Source organism: Nocardia sp. NPDC050378 (assembly GCF_040655675.1).
Lineage (GTDB): Bacteria > Actinomycetota > Actinomycetes > Mycobacteriales > Mycobacteriaceae > Nocardia > Nocardia coubleae.
This window is the reverse complement of the sequence record NZ_JBFAKI010000005.1, coordinates 301,555-328,064: the sequence shown is the minus strand read 5'-3', so window position 1 is coordinate 328,064 and position 26,510 is coordinate 301,555. Positions and strand designations below refer to the sequence as shown.

Annotated in this window: 27 protein-coding genes; 5 read left to right on the top strand and 22 right to left on the bottom strand. The window is 70.0% G+C overall.

Annotated features, from left to right (window positions below):
- Positions 1-39 precede the first annotated feature (39 nt).
- Both AB0I35_RS14280 and AB0I35_RS14275 read right to left on the bottom strand, forming a co-directional pair.
- Positions 40-222, bottom strand: coding sequence for a hypothetical protein (locus AB0I35_RS14280; RefSeq protein ID WP_357396309.1), 183 nt, complete (start codon positions 220-222; stop codon positions 40-42).
- Between the two features lie 34 nt (positions 223-256).
- Positions 257-742 carry an anti-sigma factor antagonist gene (locus AB0I35_RS14275; protein ID WP_357396308.1) on the bottom strand — a complete coding sequence of 162 codons (486 nt, stop codon included), beginning with the start codon at positions 740-742 and terminating at the stop codon, positions 257-259.
- 203 nt (positions 743-945) lie between these two features.
- On the opposite strand from AB0I35_RS14275, the gene AB0I35_RS14270 reads away from it, so the two are divergent.
- The gene (locus AB0I35_RS14270) at positions 946-1,626 is read left to right on the top strand and encodes a PAS and ANTAR domain-containing protein (RefSeq protein ID WP_357396307.1); all 681 of its coding nucleotides are present in this window, start codon (positions 946-948) and stop codon (positions 1,624-1,626) included.
- 13 nt (positions 1,627-1,639) lie between these two features.
- Here the strand turns inward: AB0I35_RS14270 and AB0I35_RS14265 are convergent, their stop codons facing one another.
- From AB0I35_RS14265 to AB0I35_RS14205, 13 genes are all read right to left on the bottom strand, one after another.
- Positions 1,640-2,419, bottom strand: a complete 780-nt coding sequence (locus AB0I35_RS14265) for a GAF and ANTAR domain-containing protein (protein ID WP_357396305.1) — start codon at positions 2,417-2,419, stop codon at positions 1,640-1,642.
- Positions 2,416-3,204, bottom strand: coding sequence for a GAF and ANTAR domain-containing protein (locus tag AB0I35_RS14260; protein WP_357396304.1), 789 nt, complete (start codon positions 3,202-3,204; stop codon positions 2,416-2,418). The genes AB0I35_RS14265 and AB0I35_RS14260 overlap by 4 nt, the downstream gene beginning before the upstream one ends.
- 45 nt (positions 3,205-3,249) lie before the next feature.
- Positions 3,250-3,804, bottom strand: coding sequence for a type 1 glutamine amidotransferase domain-containing protein (locus tag AB0I35_RS14255; RefSeq protein WP_357396303.1), 555 nt, complete (start codon positions 3,802-3,804; stop codon positions 3,250-3,252).
- Positions 3,786-5,117 carry an aldehyde dehydrogenase family protein gene (locus AB0I35_RS14250; protein ID WP_357396302.1) on the bottom strand — a complete coding sequence of 444 codons (1,332 nt, stop codon included), beginning with the start codon at positions 5,115-5,117 and terminating at the stop codon, positions 3,786-3,788. Before AB0I35_RS14250 ends, AB0I35_RS14255 begins: the two co-directional genes overlap by 19 nt.
- Before the next feature lie 38 nt (positions 5,118-5,155).
- Positions 5,156-5,869 carry a phosphodiesterase gene (locus AB0I35_RS14245; RefSeq protein ID WP_357396300.1) on the bottom strand — a complete coding sequence of 238 codons (714 nt, stop codon included), beginning with the start codon at positions 5,867-5,869 and terminating at the stop codon, positions 5,156-5,158.
- Complete coding sequence (locus tag AB0I35_RS14240; protein WP_357396298.1) at positions 5,866-6,327, bottom strand: DUF4383 domain-containing protein; 462 nt, start codon at positions 6,325-6,327, stop codon at positions 5,866-5,868. Before AB0I35_RS14240 ends, AB0I35_RS14245 begins: the two co-directional genes overlap by 4 nt.
- A gap of 112 nt (positions 6,328-6,439) precedes the next feature.
- Complete coding sequence (locus AB0I35_RS14235; protein ID WP_357396297.1) at positions 6,440-7,405, bottom strand: PfkB family carbohydrate kinase; 966 nt, start codon at positions 7,403-7,405, stop codon at positions 6,440-6,442.
- The gene (locus AB0I35_RS14230; protein ID WP_357396295.1) at positions 7,402-8,013 is read right to left on the bottom strand and encodes an SIS domain-containing protein; all 612 of its coding nucleotides are present in this window, start codon (positions 8,011-8,013) and stop codon (positions 7,402-7,404) included. Before AB0I35_RS14230 ends, AB0I35_RS14235 begins: the two co-directional genes overlap by 4 nt.
- Entirely contained in the window at positions 8,010-8,543 is a 534-nt protein-coding gene (locus tag AB0I35_RS14225) for an HAD family hydrolase (protein ID WP_357396294.1), read from the bottom strand. The genes AB0I35_RS14230 and AB0I35_RS14225 overlap by 4 nt, the downstream gene beginning before the upstream one ends.
- Before the next feature lie 77 nt (positions 8,544-8,620).
- Positions 8,621-9,637, bottom strand: coding sequence for a glycosyltransferase family 9 protein (locus AB0I35_RS14220; protein ID WP_357396293.1), 1,017 nt, complete (start codon positions 9,635-9,637; stop codon positions 8,621-8,623).
- On the bottom strand, positions 9,634-10,617 hold the full coding sequence (locus tag AB0I35_RS14215; protein ID WP_357396292.1) for a glycosyltransferase: 984 nt from the start codon (positions 10,615-10,617) through the stop codon (positions 9,634-9,636). Before AB0I35_RS14215 ends, AB0I35_RS14220 begins: the two co-directional genes overlap by 4 nt.
- The gene (locus tag AB0I35_RS14210; protein ID WP_357396290.1) at positions 10,608-11,309 is read right to left on the bottom strand and encodes an SDR family oxidoreductase; all 702 of its coding nucleotides are present in this window, start codon (positions 11,307-11,309) and stop codon (positions 10,608-10,610) included. The genes AB0I35_RS14215 and AB0I35_RS14210 overlap by 10 nt, the downstream gene beginning before the upstream one ends.
- A gap of 25 nt (positions 11,310-11,334) precedes the next feature.
- Positions 11,335-12,543: a glycosyltransferase gene (locus AB0I35_RS14205; protein WP_357396289.1), complete on the bottom strand. Its 1,209-nt coding sequence runs from the start codon at positions 12,541-12,543 to the stop codon at positions 11,335-11,337.
- Between the two features lie 205 nt (positions 12,544-12,748).
- Between AB0I35_RS14205 and AB0I35_RS14200 the strand changes: the two genes are divergently transcribed.
- Positions 12,749-13,909: a glycosyltransferase family 9 protein gene (locus AB0I35_RS14200; protein ID WP_357396287.1), complete on the top strand. Its 1,161-nt coding sequence runs from the start codon at positions 12,749-12,751 to the stop codon at positions 13,907-13,909.
- A 51-nt stretch (positions 13,910-13,960) separates the two neighbouring features.
- On the opposite strand, the gene rfaE2 is transcribed toward AB0I35_RS14200, so the two are convergent.
- Positions 13,961-15,457: a D-glycero-beta-D-manno-heptose 1-phosphate adenylyltransferase gene (rfaE2, locus tag AB0I35_RS14195; protein ID WP_357396286.1), complete on the bottom strand. Its 1,497-nt coding sequence runs from the start codon at positions 15,455-15,457 to the stop codon at positions 13,961-13,963.
- Positions 15,458-15,594: 137 nt separating this feature from the next.
- Here rfaE2 and AB0I35_RS14190 point away from each other — a divergent pair, with 137 nt between their 5' ends.
- Positions 15,595-16,677 (top strand): NAD-dependent epimerase/dehydratase family protein, encoded by a 1,083-nt coding sequence (locus tag AB0I35_RS14190; protein ID WP_357396285.1) that lies wholly within the window; start codon positions 15,595-15,597, stop codon positions 16,675-16,677.
- 3 nt (positions 16,678-16,680) lie between these two features.
- Here AB0I35_RS14190 and AB0I35_RS14185 read toward each other — a convergent pair whose 3' ends face one another.
- The 5 genes from AB0I35_RS14185 to AB0I35_RS14165 all read right to left on the bottom strand — a co-directional run bounded on the left by AB0I35_RS14185 (position 16,681) and on the right by AB0I35_RS14165 (position 20,428).
- On the bottom strand, positions 16,681-17,850 hold the full coding sequence (locus tag AB0I35_RS14185) for a zinc-dependent alcohol dehydrogenase (RefSeq protein ID WP_357396283.1): 1,170 nt from the start codon (positions 17,848-17,850) through the stop codon (positions 16,681-16,683).
- Positions 17,850-18,344 carry a hypothetical protein gene (locus AB0I35_RS14180; protein WP_357396281.1) on the bottom strand — a complete coding sequence of 165 codons (495 nt, stop codon included), beginning with the start codon at positions 18,342-18,344 and terminating at the stop codon, positions 17,850-17,852. The genes AB0I35_RS14185 and AB0I35_RS14180 overlap by 1 nt, the downstream gene beginning before the upstream one ends.
- Complete coding sequence (locus AB0I35_RS14175) at positions 18,341-18,502, bottom strand: hypothetical protein (RefSeq protein WP_357396539.1); 162 nt, start codon at positions 18,500-18,502, stop codon at positions 18,341-18,343. Before AB0I35_RS14175 ends, AB0I35_RS14180 begins: the two co-directional genes overlap by 4 nt.
- 18 nt (positions 18,503-18,520) lie before the next feature.
- The gene (locus AB0I35_RS14170; protein WP_357396280.1) at positions 18,521-19,561 is read right to left on the bottom strand and encodes a Vms1/Ankzf1 family peptidyl-tRNA hydrolase; all 1,041 of its coding nucleotides are present in this window, start codon (positions 19,559-19,561) and stop codon (positions 18,521-18,523) included.
- Positions 19,562-19,678: 117 nt separating this feature from the next.
- Entirely contained in the window at positions 19,679-20,428 is a 750-nt protein-coding gene (locus AB0I35_RS14165; protein ID WP_357396278.1) for a uracil-DNA glycosylase, read from the bottom strand.
- 86 nt (positions 20,429-20,514) lie between these two features.
- Between AB0I35_RS14165 and AB0I35_RS14160 the strand changes: the two genes are divergently transcribed.
- Entirely contained in the window at positions 20,515-22,044 is a 1,530-nt protein-coding gene (locus AB0I35_RS14160; RefSeq protein WP_357396277.1) for a carboxylesterase/lipase family protein, read from the top strand.
- The gene (car, locus tag AB0I35_RS14155; RefSeq protein WP_357396275.1) at positions 22,041-25,469 is read left to right on the top strand and encodes a carboxylic acid reductase; all 3,429 of its coding nucleotides are present in this window, start codon (positions 22,041-22,043) and stop codon (positions 25,467-25,469) included. The genes AB0I35_RS14160 and car overlap by 4 nt, the downstream gene beginning before the upstream one ends.
- Here car and AB0I35_RS14150 read toward each other — a convergent pair.
- Entirely contained in the window at positions 25,436-26,410 is a 975-nt protein-coding gene (locus AB0I35_RS14150) for an oxygenase MpaB family protein (protein WP_357396274.1), read from the bottom strand. The genes car and AB0I35_RS14150 overlap by 34 nt on opposite strands.
- Positions 26,411-26,510: the final 100 nt, after the last annotated feature.

Below are 26,510 nucleotides of genomic sequence, written 5' to 3'. Positions count from 1 at the left end.
CGGCACCGCAGGGCGGACGGCCCTGCGGCACCGATCGGGCTAGTTCTGCGGCAGATGTGAGGATTTCTGGCCGCCGGTTCGGGTGCGCGGCGGCTTCACGCCCTGCATGATGTCGTTCCACCACGACTGCAGTGGGCTCGGTTCGGGCCAGCTGACAACGGTGGCGTCCGGCTCGGTCGCCGGTTCGGTGGTGTCGAAGACAGGATGATCGGAATAGCGCATTGCACAACTTCCTCGAGAGAACTGAACTGCTTCTTCACTGATGTGTTGGGGTGCCCCGGTCGGTTTCGCGGTGTGTCCACACGCGCAGGTTCGGTCGGGGCGGATCGGTCGACGTCGAGATGACGTCGGCCAGGTCTGTGTGCAGGGTCAGCCACTGGGCGAGTCCGGCGGCGGTGATGATGCGGTCGAGGACCGAAGGCGCGGCCTTGACCACGCTCACCCGGATGGTGTCGTGTTGCTGGGCGCGACAGGCCAGATCGATGATCGATCGGCACGACATGAAGGTGACCTCGTCGAGGTCGACGACCAACTGCCTGCCATCCGATGCTCGCTGGAAGGCGTCGTCGAGGACGCGGCGCCAGCGTGTGATGGTGTAGGCGTCGATGTCGCCGCGCACGTACAGGACGATCGCATTCGATCGGGTCTCGATGTCGGCACTCACGCGCGCCGACACATCCGGTGGTTCGCCGTCGAAGGCGGGTAGTTCGTATCGTCCTACGTGGCTGAAATGGGTGTTCACGAGTACTCGATTTCCTCGGCACCGGCAGGCCTCGCGCGCTGCGCCGACCGGTCCTGGATCCTCAAGATCGGCTGGTACTACCCATTTGAGCACGTGGGTACGCCGCTGTCATGGACTGTGACCGACTCGATGCCGAAATTCGGGACGTAGCCGTGACCTGTGAGGCGACGACGCGTCCGGGCGAGCGGTGAATACTGAGGGCTATGACCGATCGGGAAGACGTGTCGGCCGACGAGCGTCTCCTCGTGGAACGGGTCGTCGGCGTCGGCGACCCGCTGCGGGTGGGGTGGTTCCGGTACCGGTTCGGCACGCATCGGTGGGAGTGGTCCGACGAGGTCGCCGCGATGCACGGTTACCCGCCGGGGACCATGCCTACGACGGACTTGCTCCTGTCCCACAAGCATCCGCGTGACCGTGACCGGCTCGAGGCGATGATCACCTCGGTCGAGGACGGTGGTGCGTACTCGAGTCATCACCGCATCGTCGACACCCATGGTCAGGTCAGGGATGTGCTCGTGGTGTCGGAACCGTGGCGCGACGAGCGCGGTGCGGTGATCGGTACCTCGGGCTATTACGTCGATGTCACCGAGACCGCCGAGGTGTTCCGGCGGGAGGCGCTCGACACGACGTTGCCGGGTGTGCTCGAGGCGCGGACGGTGATCGAGCAGGCCAAGGGCGCGTTGATGCTGGTGTACGCGATCACCGCCGAACAGGCGTTCCGGGTGTTGCGGTGGCGGTCGCAGGAAACCAATGTCAAGTTGCGCACGATTGCCGAGCGGGTGGTCGCCGAGCTGCCGAAAGTGGCCGGTGACGAGGTGAAGTTGCGCAGCAGGCTGGACCATGTGCTGCTCACCGCGCACATGCCGGACACTGTGAAGCACTAGACCGAGACCGGACTTATCGGTCGATGTGTGGCGGTGGCGCGGGTTCGTCGGGGAGATGCAGGGCGGATGCGACGCCCGGATCGGCGGGGTTGGCGTTCTGAGCCTCGACGACGGCCGCTGCTTGTGCGGTGGGGGTGGTCCGATGCGCGCGGGCGAGTTTGCGTAGCCGGTCGCGGGCGGCCTCGAGGTCGAGGTCGTAGTGTTCGGCGAGGATGCCGACGGCGGTGGCGATGGCGGTGGTGCCGTCGAGAACGGCGGCCACCGTGTCGGCGGTGGTGTTCGCGCGACCGTGTTCGGTTCCCATGGACAGGGCGACCGCGGTGAGGTCGGCCAGGATCTGCCCGAAATCGTTGGGACGCTCGGATCCCCAGGGTTCGTTCGCGTGGACGACGACCGAGCCGAGGGGCACTGTCATGGCTTTGACCGGGAACGCGCGCACCGACCGCATACCGGCCAGGCGGGCGCGGTCGTGGTAGTCGGGCCAGCGGGAGCCTTCGTCGCGCCGATCGATGTCGGTGATCATGGCGACGGCACCGTCGCGTGCGCTGGCCAGACCCGGGCCGCTGATGTGCAGGCGCGGGTCGGTGACCGCGTCTTCGCTGGTCGCTTCGGCGACGATCTGGATGCCGGCGCCGACCGACCGCTGGTCGAGCAGGATCACGGCGGCCGAGACAGCATCGAAGCACTGGCGGGCGTGTTCGGCGACGGCGTTCAGCAGGGCGGGCACGTCGAAGTCGGTGGCCAGTGTCGCGGTCAGATCCGCGATGGCGAGGCGGGTCTGCGCGCTGTTCATCGTCCCTGCCCTTCACTGGAGTCGCGCTGGTCGTGCAGCGACAACCTGCGAGCCACGATATCGGCGGCGACCGCGCTGATCGAGCGGCCGTTGGCATAACAGTACGCACGCAGGCGCGCCAGGGCTTCGTCGGCGGAGACGGCCAACTGCACCGCAACCATGCCTGCCGCGTTGAAGATCACGGCGCGGGAGAACTCCTCGCCCGCGGGATCGGTGGCGGCCAGAGCTTCGGTGTCGGCGAGCCGGTCCAGATCGGCGCCGATCATGTGGCCGACGGCGGCGGCGCACGCGAGACCCGAATCCTGTTCGACGGCGCTGAGGCGGCCACTGCTCATCCGATACAGTTCCAGCACACCGACAGTGGCATCGCCACTCGGTACGGGGAAGGCGAACAGAGCCCGTACGCCGAGTGTCAGGAGTTCGGCGGTGAAGACGGGCCAGCGGGTGGTCGCGGGAGTGGCAGTGAGGTCGGGCCACAGTTGACGTTCACCGCGCCGGTAGGTGTCGATGCAGGGGCCTTCGCCGATGACGAACTGGAGTTCGTCGAGTTGCTGGGCGGTGGCGTCGGTGGCGTAGACGAGTTCGCGGGCCTGGGAGGTGCGGCCGAGGAGGGCGAGGGCGGCGCCGTCGGCGCCGGTCAGCCGGACCGCGGCGGCGCAGAGCGCGCCGACGCCGCCGAACAACGAACCATCGCTGCCGACGTCGTGCCGGTCGGGGTTGTACGGGTCCCCGGGCCGGTCCCGGAACGCGCCCTCCACCGAGCCCTCCGATCTCCTGATGTCCACGCTACCGCGTGAAAGACCTCGGCCCGGGTCCACCCTGGGTGTCGGTCAGTGTCGGCCTTCGGCGAACTCCTCCACGATCTTGGCGCAGAAGGCCGGCAGGTCGTCGGGGTTGCGACTCGAGACGAGCCCGTTGTCGGTGACGACCTCCTCGTCGACGACGGTGCCGCCCGCGTTGCGGATGTCGGTGCGCACACTGGGGTAGCCGGTGAGGGTGCGGCCGCGTACCGCGTCGGCCTCGACGAGGGTCCACGGGCCGTGGCAGATGACGCCGATCGGTTTGCCGGTCGCGGCGAACTGTTTCACGAAGCCGACGGCCGAGGAGTCCTGGCGGAGTTTGTCGGGGTTGGTGGTGCCGCCGGGCAGGATGAGGGCGTCGTAGTCGTCGGGGCTGGCCTGGCTGACGACCTGGTCCACGGTGAAGGTGTCGGCCTTCTCGACGTCGTGGTTCATGGCCTGGATGCTGCCCGATTCCAGGGAGAGCAGGGTGGTGGTCGCGCCCGCTTCTTCGACGGCGGCGCGGGGTTGCACGAGTTCGACCTGTTCGACGCCGTCGGTTGCCAGGATGGCGACGCGCTTGCCGGTCAGTGGCTGCTGGGGCATGGGGCACTCCTCACGTGGACGACTTTCACGGTGGTCATTTCGTCGAGCAGTTCGGGGCCGTAGCCGAAGCCGTTGCCGGAACGGCCGCGGGGTTGGGCGGCTCCGCCGGGCGCGCCACCGAAGACGGCGTTGATCTTCACGGTCGCGACGGGCAAAGTGCGCCAGGCTCTTTGGGCGTGGTCCATGGAACCGGTGAGGACCGTGGCGGCGAGACCGTATTCACCGGTGGCGGCTTCGTCGAGCCCGGTGTCGAAGTCGGGGACCACCCGGACCGGGGCGACCGGGCCGAAGGTTTCCTCGCGCAGTACCCGCATCTGGGGCAGGCAGTCGGTGAGGACGGTGGCCGGGTAGGTCGCGCCGGGCCCGTCGGGGATGTAGCCGCCGGCGAGGACGCGGGCGCCGTGGTCGACGGCGTCGGCGACGTGATCGTGGACGTGGGCGCGTTGGCGGGCGTCGACGAGTGGTTGCGGGTGTTCGTTCCATGTGGCGGCGCGGGCGCACAGTGCCTCGAGGAAGCGGGGGGCGACGGCGGTGTGGACGTAGATGCGTTCGACCGAGGTGCAGATCTGGCCCGCGTTGGCGAACGCGCCGAGCGCGGCCTGTTCGGCGGCCCATTCGGGGTCGACGTCGGCGTCGATGAGCAGTGGGTCGTTGCCGCCGTTCTCGAGCAGCACCTTGGCACCGGTGCGGGCGGCCGCGGCGGCGATGCGCTGCCCGGTTTCGCTGCTGCCGACATGGGCGATCACGTCGACCTCGGGGGAGGACGCGAGCAGGGCACCGATGTCGGCACCGCCGGTGACGGTGGCGAGGACCGCGTCGGGGAAGTGGGGCGACATGATCTGCCCGAGGAGTTCGCCGGTGCGGGGACAACGTTCACTCGGCTTGTGCAGCACCGTGTTTCCGGTGACGACGGCGGCGCCGAGCAGCCCGCAGGCGATGGCGACCGGGTCGTTCCACGGGGTGAGAGCGATGACCACACCGCGTGGTTCCGGGATCATGAAGTCGGTGGCCTCGGGGGAACCCTGCAGTGCTTTGCCGCGATGCAGGGGGCCCAGTTCGGCGTACTGGTCGAGGGTGGACGCACCCGCGAGGACTCCCTCGCGTCCGGAGGTGGCGGGGCGCCCGGTTTCGGATTCGAGGGTGGTGGCGAGGTCGTCGGCATGGGCGCGCACGGCCGCCGCCGCGGCGCGGAGCGTCTCGGCGCGGTCGGCGGGTGGGACGCTTGCCCAGCCGCGTTGGGCGGCGCGCGTGGAGCGCACCGCGTCGGCGATGTCCTCTGGGGAGGTGGTGGGGGGTGCGGTGGTTGTGGTCATGTGGTCGGCATACCCGGTAGGCGGCGAGGAAACAGGAATCATGTTGGGGGATGGTTGGTTTCGTCTGTTCGGCCGCGCCGGCTTCCGGTGTAGGCGCTTTCGCGGAATCGGTCGAGCGCGTGCGGGACCAGGGCGACACCGGCCGGACGGTTGAGGATCGGGTCGAAGAAATCGGTGCGGTATTCGCCGGGTTCGGCGCGGCGCAGGTCGAGTTCGCCGACGGGGATCGGTTCGCCGCCGAGGGATTCGGCGGTGAGGGAGAACCGCAGGAGGTGATCGCTGTCGAGGTGGTCGCGCAGTGCTTGCAGGGAAGCGGTGCCGGGCAGTTCGTCTAGGGGTTCGGCGAACAGCCAGACCGGTGAGTCGTCGCCGAAGCGGTAGGGCATCAGCGAACCGAAGCAGGCGCGGTCCCAGCCGCGTGCGGCGGTGATGACGAATCGGCCGAGGGTGCCGCGTCCGGTGGTGGCGAGGGCGAAGTCCCAGGGGTGATCGTCTCGGTCGAGGACACGGAAGGCCAAGCCGAGTACGTCGGGGATGCCGGTGGGGGTGCCGATACCTTTGGACAGTCTGCCGATGACGGCGCGTTCGCCCGGCCCGAACCAGGGCACGAAGTCGGCGGCGGCGTGGAAGCGTCCGGCCAGGCGCAGGCCGCGCGGATGGAACACCCGCGCGTGCCTGACCTTGGCACCGGCCTGGAAAGCGGTGCGTACCACGGTGTTCGGGATGTCGGTGAGGGTCGCTTTGTCGATCATCGGCGGCGGTCCACGGTGGTCGCGACGGTGCGGGGCAGCAGGGCGCCCAGGGCGATCATGCCGAGCCCGAGGCCGAGGTGCAGCCAGTTGTCGGCGTCGTTGAGCGGGACGAAGTTGGCGTCGCTGTGCTCGTCGATCAGCAATCCGTAGAGCCACAGGACCAGATAGACGACACCGCCACCGATCAGGAACGTCCGTGCGGTCGCGGCGCTCGCGGCGGCGAGCAGGCCGAGGACACCGAAGACGAGGTGCACGATGTTGTGCAGCACCGACACGGCGAACACGCCGAACAGCTTCGCGTGCGATTCGTGGCCCGCCCACTGCAGGTGGTCGTAGTCGGTGGTGATGCCGGGGATGAATCCGAGGATACCGACCAGCAGGAATACCGCGCCGACGGCCAGCGAGGCCAGTTGGATCGGTGACCGGGCCGAACCCGTTCTGCCTACACGTGTGGACACGGCGTGCTCCTTTCGGATGGGCCGGGTGTGCCCGGCCCGCTTGCCTGGATGACGGGCGCATGCCCGCTGAGCTGGGTGGTAAACCCGCGTTCAGTCGCGCGCGGTGGCAGGATCACGGCCACCCGACCACCTCGGCCATCGCGTCGGCCACGGCCGGTTCGGGTTCGGCGAGCGAGGACGCCGCACCGTTGCACACGAATTCGGCGGCCGCGCTCACGGCGTGGCGGACCGCGGGCTCGGTCGACTCGCCTTCGGCCAGCACCACGGTGACCGCGGCGGCGAACCGGTCACCGGCCCCGCAGATATCGACGCCCTCGGGCGCACGGCGCCCCGGCGGCACCTGGATACGCATCCCGGCCGGAAATTCCGCACCGCACAGATAGGCGCCCTCGGGCCCGAGGGTGACCGCGACCGCGTGCGCCGACCACAGGCGGGCCAGGGTGTTCGTGTCGCGGATCGAGGAGGCCGAATCGAGCAACCGCAGTGCCTCGCTGCGGTTCGGGGTGACGATGGCGGTGTCGGGAATCGGCAGCGAACCCAGCGGGTGCGGGTCCCACACCACCGGGATTCGTGGGGCGAGGGTGCGCAGCAGCCCACGGATCTGTGGGTGGGAGGTCATGCCGCGGCCGTAGTCGGACACCAGCACACCCGAGGCGCGGGCCAGGACGCTGTCGATATCGGTGGGGATCGGCCCCGGTGCCACCTTGCCGGTGCCCGAATCGCAGCGGGCGATCACCACGGGCTCCTCGCCGTCGGTGCAGCGTCCGTCGGCGCGCACCCGCTGCTTGCACACCGTCGACCCGTGCAGCGGCACACCGATGACCTGCACGTATGGTTCGAGCAGGGCGCGCAGCTGGTGCCCGGCGTGGTCGTTGGCGAACCCGCCGACGAGGACCACCTCGTCGGCGTCGCCCGCGGCGAGGCGGGCGGCCAGCCCTGCCCCGCCGGGGCGGTAGTGGGTGGTGGTGACGTCGACGATCGGGGCGTCGTCCTGGCTGTAGCGTTCGCAGTGACCGTCGACGTCGATGTCGAGGAAGACGTCACCGAGCACGACGATCGGTCCTGGGTGGGCGGTCACAGTGCCTCCAATGCGGCATCGAGGGCGGTGCACAGGGCGTGGACGAGCACGAGATGCATTTCCTGGACGGTGGCGACGCTGTCGGCTTCGACCGCGATCGCGTCGTCGCAGACCGAGGCGAGGGTGTTCGGTGGTGGGCCGGTCAGCGCCCAGGTGGTGATGCCCATTTCGTGGGCGGCTTTGGCGGTGGCGACGACGTTGGGGCTGCTGCCGCTGGTGGAGAGCACGACGAGGGCGTCGCCGGGGCGGCCGTGGGCGCGCAGCTGGCGGGCGAACATCTCCTCGATGCCGTAGTCGTTGACGATGGCGGTGGTCGCGGAGGTGTCGCAGTGCAGGGCGATCGCGGCCAACGGCCGGCGTTCGGTGCGGAACCGGCCGGTGAGTTCGGCGCTGAGGTGCTGGGCTTCGGCGGCGCTGCCACCGTTTCCGCAGGTGAACAGCCGCCCGTCGTGCTGGTAGATGTCGGCCAGTTGTTCGCCCCAGGACCAGATGCGGCGGATCGAGGCGCCCCGGTTGCGTTCCAGTGCGGCGCCGAGCGCGCCGAAGTGGTGTTCCAGGTTCGCACCGGTCTCGGCGACCAGGTGGCGGGTGCCGGGTGGATTGTTCATGGCGCGAATTCCTTTCGTGCGGCGCCCGTCATGGCGAGGGCGACGGCGGTCGGCAGGTCCTGGGCGAGGAGGGCGGTGGCGCGCGCGTGCTCGATCTCCGCTCGCCGGGTGATGGGGGTCGGCACCAGGATCGCGGCGCATCCGGCGGCCTGAGCGGCCTCGATATCGGCGCCGATATCACCGATCAGGACACACTCGGTGGGCGCGACGCCGAGTTCTTCGGTGGCGCGAAAGACCATGCCCGGGGCGGGTTTGCGGCATTCGCAGCCGTCGTCGGGACCGTGCGGGCAGATCTGCCAGGTGCCGAACGGTCCGAGTAGCTGTTCGACGGCGGCGTTGACCGCACGGACCTGGGCGTGGGTGATGAGACCGCGGGCGATGCCGGACTGGTTGCTCACCACCCCGATCGGGATCCCTTCGGCACGCAGCCGGGCCAGTGCGTCGGCGGCTCCGGGTACGGGACGCACGAGGGCCGGATCGCCGAGGTAGGGGACGTCCTCGATCAGGGTCGCATCGCGATCGAAGAGCACCGCCGCAGGAGCGGCGGAAGGCGATCGGCCGTTTCGAGCGGACCCGTTCGTTCGGGTGGCGGGCAGTGACCGGGTGTTCATGCGGGCCGCCTCGTGTCGGCCGGTCGGGCGCACAGTGTGTCCACCGCGTCGACGATCTCCGCGGAGGTGATGGTGTCGAGGCACGGGTGCCCCGGTACCGGGCAGGTGCGGGCTCGGGTGCCCTCGCACGCCGCGGACCGGCCGAGCACCACGACCGGCACACCGTAGGGCGCCCACCGCGCGGCCGGGACGACCGGTGCGAACAGCGAGACCACGGGTGTGCCGACCGCGACGGCCAGGTGCGCGGGCCCGGTGTTGGGGGCGACGACGACATCGGCGTCGCGCAGTATCGCTGCCAGCGTCGCGAGGTCGGTACGGCCGCCGAGGTCGGTGGCCAGCCCGTCGGCGACGAAAGCGGTGTGCTCGTCGGCACCACCGGTGACCAGTACCCGGTACCCGGCCCGGACCAGGGCTGCCACATGGGTTCTCATCCGTTCCGGTGCCGGGCGGCGGGCCGGTACGGCGGCGCCGGGATGGACGACGATGTAGCCGGGTCCGCCGGTGCGGGCACCGACATCGGGCAGCAGGTCCTCGCGGATCCGGAGCTGATCGGAGTCACCGGGGAACCCGGCGGCTTCGGCCAGGGCCAGATTTCGGATCTGTTCGGGCCGGTCCTCGTCGCGGGTGTCGCGCAGATCGAGCAGTGAGCCGGGGTAGTCGGTGCTGATGCCCGCGATACGACCGACCCCGGCCATGCGCAGCACCAGGGCCAACGGCAGGGGCGACTGGTGGAAGGAGGTGAAGATGACGGCTTCGGTCGGTGCGACGGCGTGCAGAGTGTCGAGCAGCGCGTCGATGACGTCGCCGGTGACCGGGGGCGCGTCGAAATCGACCCACCCGGCGTGGAATTCGACGACTTCGTCCACCCCCGGCAGCAGGCGGGCCGCTGCCGCACCGCGCGGCCCGGCCAGGAAGGTGACCTTGTCGGCGCCCGCCGCGACCGCCCGGACGGCGGGCCCGGTGAGCAGCACATCGCCCGCGCTGTCGAGTCGGGCCACCAGCACATGCCTCATCGCCGCCCACCCTCCACGGTGTCGGTGAGCAGTTCGTTCCAGCGTTCGACGAACTGGTCGATGCCGAAATTGGTCTGCGCCCACTGCCGTGCGGTTTTGCCGGCGAGCTGGGCCAGATCAGGTTCGGCCACGAAACGGTGCAGTGCTCGGGCCAGGACCGACACATCGGTGGACACCACTCCGGCCTCGGGCGGGACCGCGGCCGCCGCCTCGGTGGTGGCGACGGCGACGACCGGCATGCCCAGATGCATGGCCTCGAGCACCGACAGGCCGAGCGAGGTCCAGCGTGGGGTGTGGACGAATACGCGGCGGCGCGCGACTTCGGCGTGCAGGTGGTCCTGGCGCAGGTCGCCGTGCCCACACACCCGATCCTTCGGCCGGTCGACGGCGGTATGGACGTGGTCGGTTTCCATTCCGAACACATCGATCGGGGTGGTATCGGAGAGTTCGGCGAGCAGATCGGTGCCGGTGACCCGCCAGCGGCGCACCGGTTCGTTGACGATGGTGGCCGCCCGCTCGAGTTCGCCGGTGTAGAGGGGGCCGGGATCGAGGACCCCGTGGGGGACGACGCGCACCCTGGTATGCCCGTTGTCCCACATCAACCGGTTGAACTCGGTGACGTGGACCAGGGTGAGGTCGTCGCGGTCGGCCATGGGGTGCCGGGTGGTCGCGGCGTGTCCGGACGGGGTGTTGTGTTCGACGTAGATCAGGGGGACATCGACACCGGGGGTGCGACCGAGCCAGCGTTGGGCCAGTTCCAGTTCGCGGGGGCGTTGGGCCACAACGACATCCACGTGTTCGTCGGCGAGCGCCTCGGGGGCGATCTCCTCGGCGCCGGTCGGCCACGGTCGCCCGCACCGGCCGAGCGCCCACCCGCCCCAGCGTGGGTCGTGCGGGATCAGGTAGCGGTGGGGTCCCTGGACGAACGAACTCATCCAGGACCCGTGCACATGCCAGGCGAGGATCGTCGTCACGGCCACGACGGCTCCGTCGACGGGCACACCATCAGTTCGCGCACCTGACAGCCCGGTGGTTGGGAGAGCGCGAAAACGACCGCGGCGGCGACGTCTTCCGGCCGGTTGAGTTTCGCGTCGGCCGGTGGCTGGTACTGCGGGGTCCGGTCGTCGAAGAACGCGGTGTCCATGCCGCCGGGCACCAGCAGGGTCACGCCGACCTCGCCCGCTGTCTCGGCGGCCAGGGCGCGGGTGAAGCCGACGACGCCGAATTTCGACGCGCAGTAGGCGGTGGCGTCGGGCAGCGCGCGCATGCCGAGGGTGGAGGCGCAGGTGACGACGGTGCCCTTGCTCGCGCGCAGGGCGGGCAGTGCCGCACGGACGACGGCGGCGGTGCCGAACAGATTCACCTTGACCACGTTTTCCCACTTCTCGGCCGACACGCTGTCGAGCGGGCCGCAGGCGTCGGTGCCCGCTGCGGTGAACACCGCGTCGAGGTGGCCGCCGGTGCGGTCGAGTACACGTTCGACAGCGGCCGTCGCGGCGGCGGTGTCGGCGAGATCTGTTTGTTCCCAGTCGATTCCGTCGGTGGGGGCGTTGCGGTCGAGCACCACGGGCGTGCCGCCCGCGGCGCGGATCGCGGCGACGGTCGCGGCGCCGAGACCTGAGGATCCGCCGGTGACGAGGACGGTGCCGAGCGGGCGGGTTGACGGGTTCACGGGGATGGAACTCCTTTCAGCGGGGTCATGCCGACATCGCGGCCCGGTCGAGGCGGCGCGCGGATACCTTGCGGTAGGCGGTGAGGGTTCGGGTGCCGACCCGCTCCCAGGAGTAGGAGTTCTCGGCTCGACGACGCCCGGCCGCGCCTCGCGAGGCAGCCAGGTGCGGGTTGTCGAGCAGCGGGCGAATGGCGGCGGCCAGCGCCTCGGGGGAGTTCGGTGGCACCAGTGCGCCGGTGGCTCCGTCGACGACGGTGTCGAGCATGCCGCCGACAGCGGTGGCGACCACGGGTCGCGCGCAGCCCATCGCCTCGAGTGGCACGATGCCGAACGGCTCGTACCACGGTGTGCAGGCCACGACATCGGCGGAGCGGATCAATTCCGGCATGGCGGTGTGCGCGACCGACCCGAGCAGGTGCACCCGGTCGCCGACGCCGATGCGTTGCGCGCAGCCGCGCAGCCGTCGCGCCTCGGCGTGCGTTTTGCCCTTGTCGTCGGCGCCGCCCGCGATGACCAGTTCGGTGTCGGGTAACTCGCGCAGTGCGGCGATGGCCAGGTCGTAGCCTTTGCGTGGCACCATCCGCCCGACCGACAGGATGCGGTGCGGTGCGGTGCGTTCGGCGACCGGGCCGTCGGGGGCGAACAGGTCGAGGTCCACACCGCACGGAACCACCGACACGTGATGCGGTGGCACACCCATCTTGGTGAGTTCGCCGACCTCGTCGGAGCAGGTGGCGACGACCCGCGCCGACCGGGACGCGACGAGTCGTTCGATGCGGATACGCGCGGGTGGGCTGGTGTCGGCGCGGCCCTGGTACCGCTGTTTGACGGTGCCGAGCGCGTGGAAGGTGACCAGAACGGGGATTCCGGTGCCGTGGGCGGCGAGTTCGGCGGCCATGCCCGACATCCAGAAGTGGGCGTGCACCACGTCCGGATGCTCGCGGGCCCAGTCATCACGCAGGAATGCGGCGAATTCGCCCAGGTGAGGCAGGATTTCGTCCTTGGGGATGGGGCGCGGTGGGCCGGCGGGGACGTGCACGACGCGGTAGCCGTCGTCGGTGTCGACCGTGCGTTCGCAGTGGGTTCCGTCGTGTCTGGTGTAGACGATCACCTCGTGCCCGCGCTGGGCGAGGGTGGCCGAGAGGGCGGCGACGTGAACGTTCTGACCCCCGGCATCGGTGCCACCGAGCGGCGCCAGCGGACTCGCGTGTTCGGAAACCATGGCGATCTTCAACGCGGACTCCGTTCGTCGGGCGAGCGGCGGCCGGGGAACGCACCGCTTGCGGGGTGACCGGTTCTCGCTGGGCGCTATGCCCGACGGGAACCAGGTCAAACAGCGGCGTGCCGGTTTCGCCGTAACTGTTTCGGCGACGGGCGGCGGGGTACTGCGGCCGTTGCCGATCACCGCCACCGAGGAACATCGGGTAAGGAGTGCCGAGATGACGACCGTGTCCGGCGACAGCATGTTCGGGCCGATCGCGCGTCCGTTTCCCGATGTCGAACGCATCGTGGTGTTGCGCGGCGGCGGCCTGGGCGATTTGCTGCTCGCCCTGCCGGCGATCGAGGCGCTCGCCGCGACCTACCCGTCGGCGCGGATCACCCTGCTCGGTTCGGCCCTGCATGCCGCGCTGCTGCGATCACGGCCGGGACCGGTGCACGACGTGCGGGTGCTCCCACCGCAGGACTCACCTGCCGAGGGCGCGCTGCTCTACGAAATGGCAAGGGAACGTGTCGATCTGGGGGTTCAGTTGCATGGCGGCGGTGCCTGGTCGAACCGGTTCCTGCGCCGCACGGGAGCTCGGTGGACGGTCGGTTCCCGCGCCGACGGTGCCATCGAACTGACCAGGACCACTCCGTTCCGGTACTACCAGCACGAGATGATCCGTGCGCTCGAGGTGGTCGGGTTGGCCGGGGCCGCACCGGTCACTCTCGAACCGCGGATCACCGTCACCCCCGACGACGAGGCCGCCGCCGAACGGCTCGTCGGGCAGGCTACGGGGTCCGTTGTCACCGTTCACCCCTCGGCGACCGATCCCCGAAGGCGGTGGCCTGTACGCAAATTCGCGGAGGTCATCGAGCATTGTGTGCGCGGTGGGGCCACCGTTCATGTGATCGGCACCCACGACGACCGTCCGCTGTTGCGCGAGATCCTCGACCGGGTGGGCGGTTGCGACACCCGCCACGTGCACTGCCTCGTCGATGCCGACATGACCGAGCTGTGCGGTTTGCTCACGCGGACAACGGTTTTCGTCGGCAACGACAGCGGGCCACGGCATCTGGCCAAAGCCATCGGCGTCCCGACAATCGGGATCTTCTGGATCGGCAACCTCGTCAACGCCGGACCACTCAACCGCGCCAACGACCGGGTGCTGACCGCGTGGACCACGCGCTGCCGGCTCTGCGGTGCCACCCTCACCGACGAGGGCGCCCCACGCTGCGAACACGACAACTCGATCGTCGCCTCGGTCACCGTCGAGGAGGTGTGCCGTGAGATCGACGAATTCCTCGCCCCCGCCGATGTTGTCACCGCACTGCGGCCACAACGGCGGTGGCACGACGTCGTAGGCCTCGACGCCACGGTCGGGGACCGTCGTCGATGACTCCGGGTGCATCGCGCGCCGGGTGTGGATCGGTACGGGCGTCGGCATCGCTCATCGTTCTCCCACGCGGCCGCGGATGCGGTCGATCATCGTTGTCGTGGAGTGGTCGGCGAGGTAGTTCAGGACCCGGACCTGGCCGCCGTATGCGGTGACGACAGCGGTCTCGGGCAGCATGTCGGGGCTGTAGTCGCCGCCTTTGACATAGAGCTGGGGCTGGGTGGCGCGCAGCAGCTCGGCGGGGGTGTCCTCGTCGAAGACGGTCACATGGTCCACACAGCTCAGGGCGGCCAGCACCGCGCATCGGTCGCCGGCGGTGTTCACGGGCCGCTCAGGGCCTTTGAGGCGGCGCACACTGCTGTCGGAGTTCACGGCGACCACCAGGATGTCGCCCAGGCTCTTGGCCTCGTTGAGGCAGGCGATGTGACCGGCGTGCAGCACGTCGAAGCAGCCGTTGGTGAACACCACCCGCGCGCCCTCGGCGCGTTCGCGGCGCACGGTCGCGACGAACCGGTCGCGCGAGAGGACTCCGGAGCCCTCGCCGCCGAGGCGGGCACGCAGATCGGGGCACCGGCACACCGAGGTACCGGGGCTGCGCAACACCACATCCGCGGCGGCTTGGGCGAATTCGACCGCCCCGGTCAGCGGCATCGCGTCGAGCACGGCGGCGGTGAGGGCGGCGACGAAGGTGTCACCGGCACCGGCCGACCGGTTCTCCGGCACCGCCACCGCCCAGGTCCGGTGCGCGGGCTTGCCGTCCACGAGCAGGACGGTGCCGTCCTTGTCGAGGGTCACCACCACCGCGGCCGCTCCGGTCCGGACCATCAGTTCGTCGCGGTGGTCGATGAACAGTTGCGCGTGATCGCTGTGCGCCCTTGTGTCGAGCGGGGCGTCGAGCAGGTCCGCGGCCTCCTCGGCGTTGGGTGTCACCAGGTCGGGCCGCAGCGGCTGCCAGCGGGCCGGTGCGTGCGCGTCGAGCACCAGCAGCGGCAGGCTGTCGCGGCGCGCGCACAGGGCGTCGCGGATCGTGTCGTCGAGGGTGATGCCGTAATCACAGATCAGCAGCGCGTCGGCATCGGTGAGGGCGGTGTCGAGCGCGGCGAGCAGGGCGGTGGTGTCGGTGGAGACCGGGGCACAGTCCTCGTCGTAGCGCAGCAGGATCTGCTCGTCGGCCATCACCCGTACCTTCACCTCGGTGTGCCGGGTCGGATCGGCGACCACGGTGTCGGTTACCACTCCCGCGCGGCGCAACGAGTCGCGCAGGTCGTGGCCGGCGTCGTCGTCGCCCACCGTGGCGACCATCTGCACCTGCGCACCGAGTGCGGCGAGGTTGACCGCTGTATTCGCGGCCGCCCCAGGAACTTTCGCGGTCTCGGCGACATCGACCACCGGCACCGGGCCCTCCCGGCACAGCCGGTGGCAGCGTCCCCATTTCCACACGTCGAGGACGGCATCACCCAGGACGACGACACGCGGGCGGCGCGCGACGACGTGATCGACGGATTCGGGGCCTGGTCCGCGGAAGCCTGGATCGGTCTGATCGAACGGCATGAGCGTCCTCCCTCGGGCGGTGGTCGTCGTCGAAGCGATTCCACGTGCGCGGCGGGTCAAACAGATCCGGGCGGATCGGTGTCGGCCGCACCGACGCGGGTATGGCGAGGATGCGAACCGAGCCGAGGAGGTGTGCGATGCGTGTGGTCGTGATGGGAGCGACAGGCAATGTCGGCACGGCAGTGGTCGACGCACTGACCACCACACCGGCGGTGACGTCGGTGCTGGGAGTGGCGCGGCGCAAACCAGACCGTGGGCTCGCCGGGGTTGACTGGGTCGGCGCCGACGTGCGCGACGCCGATCTGGTCTCGTTGTTTCGTGGCGCCGATGCGGTGGTGCACCTGGCCTGGGTGTTCCAGCCCACGCACCGGCCGCTCGACACCTGGCACACCAATGTCGACGGCACCGAACGGGTGCTGGCCGCTGTCGCCGAGGCGCAGGTGCCCGCGCTGATCTACGCGTCCTCGGTCGGAGCGTACGCGCCGCGCGAGGACGACGAACCCGTCACCGAGAGCTGGCCGACCGAAGGCTGGCCCGCCGCCGCCTACATGGCCGAAAAATCCTATGTCGAGCGGCTGCTCGACATCTTCGAACGCGACAACCGCGACGTCCGGGTGGTGCGGATGCGGCCGGCGTTCACCTTCCAGTACGACTCGGCCAGCGAACAACGCCGCCTGTTCGCCGGACCGCTGCTGCCCAACCGGTTGATCCGGCCGGGGGTGCTGCCCGTGCTGCCGTACCCGTGGGGCATGCGGTTCCAGGCGTTGCACAGCAGCGACGTGGGACGCGCCTACGCGCTGGCGGTGACGAAACAGGTGCGTGGTGCGTTCAACCTGGCCGCCGATGATGTCGTCGACCGCGACGCCATCACCCGCATCCTGCGCACCAGGACGTTTCCCGTCCCACCGCGCGCGGTGAAAGCCGCGCTCACGGTGGGCTGGTGGTTGCGGCTGGTTCCGGCCACTCCCGAACTGTTCGACGCGATGATGCATCTACCGCTGCTCGACACCACCCGCGCCCGTACCGAACTCGGCTGGACGCCGAGGATCAGCGCCGCCGACGCGCTCACCGAGGTGCTGCACGGATTCGGCGACGGCGCGGGCGGTGACACCCCACCGCTGGCCGCCGACGCCGGTGGCACGTTGCGCTACCGCGAATTCGCCTCCGGTGTCGGCGGACACGACCCGGTCGACCAGCTCACCCGGCACGCCCACCGGTGAACGTCACGGCCGGAAGACCGCGCGCACGCATTCGCTCTTGTCGTTCTTGAATATGTCGTAGCCGGCGACCGCGTCCGACAGCGGCAGATCATGGGTGATCAGATACGAGGGGTCGAGCTGACCGCCGGCGATGAACTCGAACATGCGGGAGACATCGCGCTGACCGGACTGCTGGGCGGTGCGCAGGGTCAGCCCCTTGTTGGTGAGCACACCCATCGGGAATTTGTCGGTCACGCCGTACACGCCGAGCACCGACACCACCCCGGTCTTGCGGCACGACATCATCGCCTCGCGCAACGCGGTGGCCCGATCGGTTTCCAGCCGCAGCAACTGTTTGGCCCGGTCGTAGAGGTGCTGTATGCCGGTGCCGTGCGCTTCCATCCCGACCGCGTCGATGCAGGCGTCGGGTCCGCGTCCGCCCGTCATCTCGCGCAGGGTCGCGGGCACGCTGTCGACACTGGTGTAGTCGATGGTGTCGGCGCCCGCGTGCCGGCGCGCCAGCTCGAGGCGTTCGGGGACGCGGTCGATCACGATCACCCGGCCCGCGCCGAGCAGGCGGCTGGTGTGGGCGGCCATCAACCCGACGCCGCCGCTGCCCCAGACCGCGACGGTGTCGCCGGGGGAGATGTCGCAGAAGTCGGCGCCCATCAGCCCGGTCGGCAGGGCGTCGGAACAGAACAGGGCCTGCTCGTCGGTGATCGACTCGGGAATCGGGAAACAGTTCACATCGCCGAATGGCACCCGGATGTATTCGGCGTGTGAGCCCTGATAGCCGCCGAAGGGATGGGTGTAGCCGTAGATCCCGCCGGATGGGAAACCCAGGATCGGTTGTTGCACCGCGGCATTCGGGTTGGTGGTGTCACAGGCGGAATACCGCCCTGCCCCGCAGTACCAGCACGCGCCGCACCCGATGAACGACGGCACGACCACCCGGTCACCGACGGCGATCCGCTCCACCGCGCGGCCGACCTCGAGCACCTCACCCATGAATTCGTGCCCGATCACGTCACCTTCGCGCATACCGGGCAGGTAGCCGTCGATGAAATGCAGATCCGAACCGCAGGTGGTGCTCAACCGGACCGCCACGATCACATCGTGCGGGTTGACCAGGCGCGGATCGGGCACCGTCTCCACGGCCAGATCGTTCACGCCGTTCCAGCACAGTGCTCGCATCAGTCCTCCTGCTCGCGTCCGCTCGGATTGTGGGTCAGTGTCGGGGCCTCCCCGGTCTGCAGGATCGCGCGCGCCCGGTAGAGGGCGGTGAACGCGGCATGCCCGGTGAGCTGTTCGGGCAGCGGACTGGTGACCCGGATCGTCACCTCCGTACCCAGATCACCGGGGGCGTCGGCGAAGGTCAACCGGATCTGGGACCGGCCCGCCGGGTCGCGGCCGCCGACGAATCGGACCTCGCCGGGGGCGCGCACGGTGCGGCTCACCCACTGCGCGGCGGCGGCGGTGTGTTCGACGAACGACCACGTCAACCGGTCCGGGCCGGTCGATTCCACGTGGGCGATGCCGTCCAGCGCGGCGGACAGGTTCGCCGGATCGAGCCAGAACTGTTCGACGTCCGCGCGGGGGCGCGCGATCGTCACCGCGTGCACGCCGACCCCTGCCGTGGGCGCGACCTTGCGCAGCAGCTGCCCGACCCGGTCCTCGATCCAGGTCACCGGGTTCGGGTGTCGGGGTCGTCGTCGGCGGGTGGCTCGGGGTCTCGCCACTCCTCGGCCCGGCTCGACCGGTTGCCCTTGATCGTGCCGTCCAGCTCGTGCGCGAGTTCCTCGTCGTGGGCCGGACCGTGCTTGGTGTTGCCTCGTTCGATGACCATCGTGCCTCCTTGTGGTTGTCAGCGGTGCCGGACCAGTGCGGCGACACCGTCCTCGGACGGCACACCGCCGGTGACGATGACCTCGGCACCGGTCAGGATCGCCGCGACGGGCAGTGCCTCGTCGGCGCGGCAGGACTGTCGTGGGGCGGTGCTGCCGGTCCAGCCGGCCGGGGCGTGCAGGTCGACGCTCACCTGTGCCCGATCGGCGCCGACCAGCACGGTGCGGTCACCGAGCCGGTCCGGGTCGATGAGCAACCGGTCGACGCGCGCCATCCGCAATGCCTCGGCGGTCGCGTCGAGACCGGAGACCGCCAGGCCTTCGGGGCGGGCGATCTCGGCGGCGACGGTGTCGAGGACCTCTTCGATGTCGTGGCGGGCCTGTTCGGCGACCACCCGGTGGACGGCGGCGTCGAGCTCACCCGGGTCGCCGCCCGCGGCGCGTGCTCCCGTCTCGACCTCGACCACCGTCGGCCCGTGTTCGGGCAGTGCGTGGTGCAGGGCGTTGCGGGCGCTCACCTCACCGGCGACCACGATCACCTCGGCATGCACCTGCTCGGCCTCGTTGCGCACCTGCTCGGCGAGGTCGTCGATGGTCCGCCGGGTCGTCTCCTCGACGCGTTGCTGCATGGAACGGTGCGCCCATGCCCCGCCACCGGTTTTGTGCACCGGATACGGGTCCTGGTCGACGCTGCGTTCGGTGACCGAACCGTTCTGGTCCACGACGGTCAGGTCGCAGCCGACCTTGTCGACCACGGCGACCACATGCGGGATCAGTTCCTCGTGGTGGCGCAGCAACGGCAGCAGATAGGGCAGCGGCGATACCCGCACCACCTCTCGAGCCGGTGGTTCGGGCAGCAGTTCGTCGGCATGGACGGTGTGATCGTCGATGATCAACACCCGTCCGGCCCGCCCACGACCGGGCGGACCCTCGGCGACGGCCCGATCGAACAGCCCGATCATCTCCGCGCTCGCTCCCGCTTCCCGCAGGCGACCGCTGATGGACCGTCGTCGCAGCTCCAGTTGATGCGCGGCGTCCTCGGTGTCGTGTGAGGCATCCATGTACACGACAGCGAAGGGCCCGCGCCTTTCCGCGATCTCTCGAATGCTGTTCACACCGCGCGCATACCCGGCCTTCCCCACCCGAACCACCCCGACCGGATTTCGTGCCGTGGCCGGTCAGGAGCAGGCGATCGCCTTGGCCTGCCGCAGCACGTCCCGCACCATGGCGGGGGTCAGCATGCCGGTGAAGGTGTTGCGCTGGCTCACGTGGTAGCAGCCGAGTACCGTCACCGTTCGCCCGTCCGGGTGGGTGAGGACCACCTGGGCGCCGTGGCCGAAACGGGGGCGCGGGCGGGGGATGGTCCAGCCGCCTTCGGCGAGGACGGTGAACAACGCCTGCCACCCGAAGGCGCCGAGAACGACGATCACCGTCAAGGTGGTGGCGAGCAATTCCATCTCCCGGCTCAGATACGGTGCGCAGCGCAGCGTTTCGTCGCGGGTCGGCTTGTTCTGCGGCGGCGCGCAGTGCACGGGAGCGGTGACGCGCAGGTCGAGGAGTTCGATGCCGTCGTCGGCGCGGACCGGGTGCGAACCGGTCGACAGGCCGACCGCGTGCATGGCCGCGAACAGGACATTGCCGCTCTCGTCGCCGGTGAACATGCGCCCGGTCCGGTTGCCGCCGTGCGCGGCCGGTGCCAACCCGACCACCAGGATCCGGGCATCGGCGGGCCCGAAACCGGGCACCGGCCTGCCCCAATAGTCCTCGTCGCGGAACGCGGCCCGTTTCTCCCGCGCCACCTGCTCGCGCCAGGCGACCAGACGGGGACAAGCCCGGCACGAGGACACCAGCGCGTCGAGTTCGGCGAGGGTGCCCGCATCGCCCGCCGCGAGTGGCGCCTGCTCCGGGTCGCTCGGTTCGGCGGCCATCATCCCATCCTAGGTCGTGGGAAATCCGGAAACCCGTCGTACCGAACCACCCGCGCGGTACCGGCGGTACCACGTACTGTGAAGGGATGATGCCCATCGAGATCGTGACCGCCGACGGAGTCGTGCGCGGTCGAGCGGGCCGCAGTGTCGTGCGCTGGCGCGCCCTACCGTACGCGGCCCCTCCTGTCGGCGACCTGCGCCTGCGCGCACCCCAGCCGGTGCGTCCCTGGACCGGCGTGCGCGCGGCCGACCGTTTCCGTTTCGCGGCGACCCAGCACCCCAGCGGTGCCCGCATCGGCCCGCGCACCTGGCAACCGGTGGGCGAGGACTGCCTCACCCTGAACGTCACCGCCCCGGCGGCATCATCGGGCACACCGCGCCCGGTGATGGTGTTCATCCACGGCGGCGGATATGTCATCGGCACCTCGAGCATGTACTCCGGCGCTCGCCTCGCGGTCCGCGGCGACGTGATCGTGGTGTCGGTGAACTACCGGCTCGGCGGTCTCGGCTATGTCGACTTCAGCGAATTCTCCACGCCGGAACGCCCTTTCGACGTGAATCTCGGGCTCCGCGACCAGGTGGCCGCGCTGGAATGGGTGCAGCGCAATATCGCCGCCTTCGGTGGCGACCCCGGCAATGTGACGATCTTCGGCGAATCGGCGGGCGCGCACGCCGTGGTGAGCCTGATGGCCACCCCCGCCGCGCGCGGCCTGTTCCACCGCGCCATCGCCCAGAGCGCCCCCGCCGACTGGACGATGACCCGCCAGGACGCGCACCGTTTCGCCCGCCGCTGCCTCGAGCGACTGGGCGCCGACCCGGCCTACGCCGTCACCGCCCTCACCACCACCTCGGCCAGCGCGCTGTGCCGGGCCACCGACCGCGCCCTGGGCCGGGCCATGCGCGAGGAACCCGGCAGCTTCGCCTACGCCCCCGTCGCTGATGGCGAGTTCCTGCCCGAGGCGCCCCTGGACGCGATCGTCGCGGGCCGTGCGCATCGGGTGCCGCTGATCATCGGCACCAATCGCGACGAGGCGACCCTGTTCCAGCGTTTCGTGAAATCGGTGCCGCACACCGAAGACCAACTGGCCACCACCTTCGCCCGCTGCGAAGCCGGTGCCCTCGAACGTGTCGCCGCCTGCTATCCCGGCTACCCGAGCCCGGCGACCGCCGTCCGCATCGGCGGCGACTTCATGTTCCTGCGCCCCACCCTCGAGGTCCTCGAAGGACACAGCCCCCACGCGCCCACCTACGCCTACCGGTTCGACTTCGCCCCGCGCGCACTGCGATTGGGCGGTTTCGGCGCCACCCACGCCCTGGACCTGATCCCCGTCTTCGGCTGGGTGAACACCCCGGTCGGGCGCATGATGACCGCGGCCGGCGGGTACCGGGCGTTCCTGGCCGTCCAGCGCGCCATGCAGGACAACTGGCTCAGTTTCGCCCGCACCGGCAGCCCCCTGCCCGCCTGGCCCGCCTACACCGCCGACCACCGCGCCACCCAGATCTTCGACCACCCCACCCGCGTCCTGATCGATCCCGACCCGGCCATCCGCCGTGCGTGGCAAGGCGTACGCATCACCAGCCCCGGCGGGCAGACCAGGACGGAGAACGCCGGATGACCCTCGACCAGGACACCGGTGCGCGGCGACTCACCACACTGCTCACCGAGGACCCACAGGTCAGGGCCGCGCGCCCCGCGGACGAGGTGCACGCCATCGTCACCACACCCGGACGGCCGCTCGGTGAGATCGTCGAGGCGGCGATGACCGGGTACGCCGACCGGCCCGCGCTCGGGTTCCGGCGCACCGAGCTCGTGCCCGACGCCCACGGGGGAGGAGCGGTGCGGCGGATCGTCCCCGACTTCGAGACGATCACCTACCGCACACTGTGGGACCGGGCGCGCGCGGTGGCGGCGGCGTGGTACGCCGACGGGGTGCGCGCCGGGGACTTCGTGGCGATGCTCGGATTCACCGGGGTCGACTACACGGTGCTCGACCTGGCCGTGATCCATCTCGGAGCGGTGGCCGTGCCGCTGCAGTCGGGGGCGAGCTCGACCCAGCTGCGTTCGATTCTCGACGAGACCACACCGAAGGTCCTCGCGGTCGACGTCGCGTATCTCGGCACAGCTGTGGAGGTGGTCTCCCCGGGTGTCGCCCCGCCGACACTGGTGGTGTTCGACTTCTTCGCCGACGACCACCGGCATCGCGAGCTACTCGACCGAGCGCGCCACGATTTCCCCGGAATACGCACTCTCGCCGACACTGTCGAACAAGGACTGACCGCCGAGCCTGCCCCTCGCGTGGAACCCGACGACGACGCGCTGGCCCTGCTGATCTACACCTCCGGCAGCACGGGAACACCCAAGGGCGCGATGTACACCCGCCGCCTCGTCGCCGCCGGCTGGCAGCCGGTGCGCCCGTACGCGGTCATCAACCTGAACTTCCTGCCGATGAGCCACATCGCGGCCAGACTCACCCTCGACGCCGCCCTCGCCCGGGGTGGCACCGCCTACTTCACCGCCGCACCGGATACTTCGACACTCTTCGACGACATCGCCCTGGTGCGGCCCACCGAGATCTTCCTCGTCCCGCGCGTGTGCGAGATGATCCAGCAGCACTACCGTCGCGCCCGCGAACGCCACCCCGAACTCAGCGACGACCAGGTGAAAACGTCACTGCGCGAACAACTCCTGGGCGGTCGCCTGCTGACGGTGTCGTGTGGCAGCGCCCCCATCGCACCGGAACTGCGCGCGTTCGTCGAATCGGTGCTCGAGTTGCGGCTGCACGACGGCTACGGGTCGACCGAGACCGGTGGTGGCGTCATCTTCGACACCCGGGTCATGCGCCCGCCGGTGCTGGACTACAAGCTCCTCGACGTCCCCGAACTCGGCTACTTCGGCACCGACAAGCCTTACCCGCGTGGTGAACTGCTGCTCAAGACCACCACCATGATCGCCGGTTACTACCGGCGCCCCGAGGCCACCGCCGAGGTGTTCGACGCCGACGGTTTCTGCCGCACCGGCGACATCGTCGCCGAACTCGCACCGGACCGGCTGACCTATGTCGACCGGCGCAACAACGTCATCAAGCTGTCCCAGGGTGAGTTCGTGACGGTCTCGCGCCTGGAAGCGGTGTTCGCCGGCGAGGATCCGATCCATCAGATCTATGTCTACGGCAGCAGCGATCGCGCGTTCCTGCTCGCCGTCGTCGTCCCCACCCGCCCGCTGCCCGTCGAACAGGCCCACGCCGCGATCAGCGCCGCACTGCACCGGGCCGCGGTGCGGGCACAACTGGAACCGTACGAGATCCCGCGCGCCTTCCTCGTCGAACCCGAACCGTTCACCGTCGACAACGGCCTGCTCTCCGGAGTGGGAAAGTTGTTGCGCCCCAAGCTGAAAGAGCGCTACGGGCAGCGCCTGGAACGGCTCTACGACGAGCTGGCCGGACGCCAGGACCACGAACTGCGCCGGTTACGTGCCGATGCTCCCGGCCTCGCGGTGTCCGAGGTCGTCACCCGGGCCGCGGGGGCGATACTCGGCTGCGATCCCGCCGCCCTGCGCGCCGACACCCGATTCTCCGACCTGGGCGGTGATTCGCTTGCCGCACTGTCGTATTCGACGCTGCTGCGCGAACTGCTCGACGTCGAGGTTCCGGTCAACGTCCTACTCGGCCCCGATGCCACCCTGGCCGCCCTCGTCACCTACATCACCGCGGGCGTCGCGACACTCGATGCCGACACGGTCCACGGTCCCGGCGCCACCGAGATCCGGGCAGCGGACCTGACCCTGGACAAGTTCCTCGCCACCGCCACCGTCACCGCCGCCCCCGGCCTGCCGAGAGCCGCGACGCCCGCGCGCACTGTGCTGCTCACCGGCGCCAACGGGTATCTCGGCCGATTCCTGCTGCTGGAGCTGCTCGAACGCGTCGTCCCGCTCGGTGGCACCGTGATCTGTGTGGTGCGTGGCGCCGACCCCGACGCTGCCCGAGCCCGCCTCGCCGCGGCCTACGACAGCGACCCCGCCCTCGCCGAACACTTCGCGGCCCTCGCCGCTCCAGCCCTCGAGGTCGTGCCCGGCGACATCGGCGCTCCGGAACTCGGCCTGTCCCACGAGGTGTGGCAGCGACTGGCCCGCGACGTGGACCTGATCGTGCACTCGGCGGCCCTGGTCAATCACATGCTGCCCTACCACCAGCTGTTCGGACCCAACGTGGTCGGCACCGCCGAGATCATCCGGTTGGCCGCGACCACCACCCGCAAGCCGGTCAGCTACCTGTCGACGGTGGCCGTCGCCGACCGGATCGCCGACTTCACCGAGGACGGCGACGTGCGGACCATGAGCCCCGTGCGCCGCCTGGGCACCGGCTACGCCAACGGCTACGGCAACAGCAAATGGGCTGGTGAGGTGCTGCTGCGGGAGGCTGCCGACCGCTTCGGGCTTGCGGTCGCGGTCTTTCGGTCGGACATGATCCTCGCCCACAGCCGCTACCGTGGTCAGCTCAACGTGCCCGACGTGTTCACCCGGTTGCTGCTCAGTGTGCTCGTCACGGGTCTGGCGCCGAAGTCGTTCTACCGCACCGACTCCGACGGTCTGCGCCGTCGCGCGCACTACGACGGGCTGCCCGTCGACTTCGTCGCCGCCGCCGTCACCGCACTGGCCCCGACCGGCGGATACCGCACCTACGATGTGGTCAACCCCCACGACGACGGGATCTGCCTCGACGACTTCGTCGACTGGCTGATCGAAGCCGGTCGCCACGTCGTCCGTGTCGAGGACTACGACGAATGGTTCGACCGCTTCGGAAAAGCCCTGCGCGCCCTGCCCGAATCGCGACGCAAGCACTCGCTGCTGCCGCTGTTGCACGCGCACCGGTACCCGGCGCGCGCACGCGCGGGCTCGGCGTTACCGGCCGAGGGATTCCGTGCCGCCGTGCGCGCCGCCGAAATCGTCGGCGCCCCGGACATTCCGCATCTGGGGCGCGACCTGATCGGCAAGTACGTCAGCGACCTGATTCAGCTCGGGCTGCTCGACACGGGTTCGGCGTAGACGGCGGGCGCAAGCGCCGGGTCGGGGGCGAACGAGGTGAGCCCGACTCCGCGGTACCTGGCGGCGAGCCGTTCATAGCGGCGCCGGTTACGAGCCATCGGCGAATCGGTGACGGTGGCGGGCAACCGGTCGAACGCGGTGCGCAGCAGCGCGGTGAGTACCCGGAACTCGGTGTCGTGGCGGCGCGTCCAGGTGATCGGCATCCGGGCACGCACGCTCGGATGCATGATCCCGCATCCGAGCACCATCACCACATGGCTGAGCACCGGCGAACCGGCCCGCCACAGCGGTGCCGCGAGCCACGGCAGGAAATCCGGGCGCGGTGCCTGCCGGACCGAGCTGGTGGCCGCCTCGAGTGCCGGGGTGACGCGCAATTGTTCGGCGGCCATGCGTTCGTAGTGCGCGACCAGTTCGGTGTAGTCCGCGATCGGGGTGTTGCGGCCACGCAGGTGCAGGCCCGCGGTTTTGCGACGGTAGTGATCCCAGATGGCCTGATTCTGCGCGGCGGTGGGCTCGACGCCGGTCAAGGCGATGTATGCGCCGCGCTGGACGAAGAAGGTCGAGTACAGGATCCAGTTCCACGCCTGGGGTTCGAGCGCCGAATACCGTTGCCCGTCGGGGCCGACGCCCTTGACATCGCGGTGCAGCAGCATCAGCCGCTCGGTCTCGGCGGCCGCGTCGGCGTCGGTGCCGTGATAGATGAGCTGGTCGGCGGCGGCGGTGCGCACCGCCCGTGCCCACGGCTGATACCGGGACCGCCCCGTCGCTTCGAGCGCCGCCGAGACCGGTGGCAGCATCGGCTGGTCGAACAGGCCGACGCCGAACAGCCCGAACAGCACGGATCCGCCGACCCGTTCGAAGCGCTCGACCGCAGCCGAAACATCGTGGGGCAGAGCGTATTCCGAGGTGGATGTGGGCTGATGAGACACGGGACAGGTCATGGGTGAACTCCTTTGTTCCAGCGCCGGGACCGCGTCGTCCGGTCGGCACCCCTTCGCAATTCTGGTGCCGCACGACACCAGAAACTCGTGTGGTGTCAGC

Coding starts and splice junctions, on each gene's coding strand:
- AB0I35_RS14230 (WP_357396295.1), bottom strand. CDS start 8,013: ATGAACAATCCACCCGGCACCCGCCACCTGGTCGCCGAGACCGGTGCG.
- AB0I35_RS14150 (WP_357396274.1), bottom strand. CDS start 26,410: ATGACCTGTCCCGTGTCTCATCAGCCCACATCCACCTCGGAATACGCT.
- AB0I35_RS14220 (WP_357396293.1), bottom strand. CDS start 9,637: ATGAGGCATGTGCTGGTGGCCCGACTCGACAGCGCGGGCGATGTGCTG.
- AB0I35_RS14190 (WP_357396285.1), top strand. CDS start 15,595: ATGCGTGTGGTCGTGATGGGAGCGACAGGCAATGTCGGCACGGCAGTG.
- AB0I35_RS14170 (WP_357396280.1), bottom strand. CDS start 19,561: ATGGATGCCTCACACGACACCGAGGACGCCGCGCATCAACTGGAGCTG.
- AB0I35_RS14185 (WP_357396283.1), bottom strand. CDS start 17,850: ATGCGAGCACTGTGCTGGAACGGCGTGAACGATCTGGCCGTGGAGACG.
- AB0I35_RS14175 (WP_357396539.1), bottom strand. CDS start 18,502: ATGGTCATCGAACGAGGCAACACCAAGCACGGTCCGGCCCACGACGAG.
- AB0I35_RS14280 (WP_357396309.1), bottom strand. CDS start 222: ATGCGCTATTCCGATCATCCTGTCTTCGACACCACCGAACCGGCGACC.
- AB0I35_RS14245 (WP_357396300.1), bottom strand. CDS start 5,869: ATGATCGACAAAGCGACCCTCACCGACATCCCGAACACCGTGGTACGC.
- AB0I35_RS14200 (WP_357396287.1), top strand. CDS start 12,749: ATGACGACCGTGTCCGGCGACAGCATGTTCGGGCCGATCGCGCGTCCG.
- AB0I35_RS14160 (WP_357396277.1), top strand. CDS start 20,515: ATGATGCCCATCGAGATCGTGACCGCCGACGGAGTCGTGCGCGGTCGA.
- AB0I35_RS14165 (WP_357396278.1), bottom strand. CDS start 20,428: ATGGCCGCCGAACCGAGCGACCCGGAGCAGGCGCCACTCGCGGCGGGC.
- AB0I35_RS14270 (WP_357396307.1), top strand. CDS start 946: ATGACCGATCGGGAAGACGTGTCGGCCGACGAGCGTCTCCTCGTGGAA.
- AB0I35_RS14265 (WP_357396305.1), bottom strand. CDS start 2,419: ATGAACAGCGCGCAGACCCGCCTCGCCATCGCGGATCTGACCGCGACA.
- AB0I35_RS14255 (WP_357396303.1), bottom strand. CDS start 3,804: ATGCCCCAGCAGCCACTGACCGGCAAGCGCGTCGCCATCCTGGCAACC.
- car (WP_357396275.1), top strand. CDS start 22,041: ATGACCCTCGACCAGGACACCGGTGCGCGGCGACTCACCACACTGCTC.
- rfaE2 (WP_357396286.1), bottom strand. CDS start 15,457: ATGCCGTTCGATCAGACCGATCCAGGCTTCCGCGGACCAGGCCCCGAA.
- AB0I35_RS14250 (WP_357396302.1), bottom strand. CDS start 5,117: ATGACCACAACCACCGCACCCCCCACCACCTCCCCAGAGGACATCGCC.